Genomic DNA, 707 nt, shown 5'->3' on the forward strand with positions numbered 1-707 from the left:
GCCCTGGCGATCGTGGTGAACGCGATGCCCGATCCACGGGAGCGAGCCCGGGCGATCGGTGTATGGGCGTCGGTCTTCGGACTCAGCATGGCGGCGGGCCCCGTGACCGGCGGGTGGCTCATCGCCACGTTCGGCTGGCGATCGGGGTTTTGGATCAAAGCACCCATCATCCTCGCCCCCCCCCTCCTGGGGGCAGTGCTCGTACCGGAGTCACACGGACAGCGCGCCCGGCGGATGGACCTGCCCGGCCAGGTGCTCCTCGCGTTGGCCCTGTGCGTGTCGGTCGGTGTCCTCATCGAAGGACCCCGCATCGGCTGGGGCTCGCCCATGGCGATGGCCGGCTACGCCCTGATCGTGATGGCCACGGCCGGGTTCACCTGGGTCGAACTGCACCGGCCCGAGCCCCTGATGGATCTCGCGCTCTTCCGGCGACCGGTGTTCGCCTCGGCGGTTCTGGGCGCCATGGCGGTGTTCGCGGCGCTGAACGTGACCCTTCTGCTCAACACGTTCTCTCTCCAGCACGCCCGCGGATGGACGCCGCTCGCGGCCGGCATGGCGACCCTGCCCATGGCGCTCGGGGCCACTCTGTGCGCGCCGTGGTCCGGCAACCTGGTGGCGCACCTCGGACCACGACGTCCGCTCGTCCTTGCGGGCGGGTTCACCGCCGCCGGTGGTCTGTGCATGGTGAATGTCGGTCAGGACACGAG

Annotated in this window: 1 protein-coding gene; it reads left to right on the forward strand. The window is 70.3% G+C overall.

The features are described 5' to 3' along the window. Nucleotides 1–24: 24 nt before the first annotated feature. On the forward strand, nt 25–707 hold a 683-nt coding region (locus TN53_RS41480; protein ID WP_234441847.1), incomplete at its 3' end, for an MFS transporter.

The sequence above is a fragment of the Streptomyces sp. WM6386 genome, assembly GCF_000972385.1.
GTDB lineage: Bacteria > Actinomycetota > Actinomycetes > Streptomycetales > Streptomycetaceae > Streptomyces.